The sequence below is a fragment of the Micromonospora sp. Mcm103 genome (genome assembly GCF_024519755.1).
Lineage (GTDB): Bacteria > Actinomycetota > Actinomycetes > Mycobacteriales > Micromonosporaceae > Micromonospora > Micromonospora aurantiaca.
This window is the reverse complement of sequence record NZ_JALJRJ010000070.1, coordinates 1-274: the sequence shown is the minus strand read 5'-3', so window position 1 is coordinate 274 and position 274 is coordinate 1. Positions and strand designations below refer to the sequence as shown.

The following is a 274-nucleotide window of genomic DNA, read 5'->3' as shown; positions in this document are numbered from 1 at the left end:
GCGGCGATGATGGCCTTGACGTTGGCGGTCTGCTCGTCGTCGAGGTCGATGTGGGACTGGGTGCCCTGGACGCCGTGCGGGATGAGCGCGGCGCTGTCCAGCTTGCCGGCGGCCTGCGTGGTGGTGACGGCGGCGTCCCGCGTGGTGGGGGTGCTGGTGTCGTGGTTGAGGGGGCCGGCGGCGAGGCCACCGGCGACGGTCAGACCGGCGATACCGAGGATGCTCTTACGCAGGATCGTGTTCATGGTGGGCTCCGTTCGGGGGTCGACGCCCG

At 71.2% G+C, this 274-nt stretch carries 1 pseudogene; it reads right to left on the bottom strand.

Features of this window, described 5'->3' with window-relative positions:
• A pseudogene (locus OC439_RS30220) lies at positions 1 to 245 on the bottom strand (hypothetical protein); the annotation flags it as partial.
• Between the last annotated feature and the right edge of the window lie 29 nt (positions 246 to 274).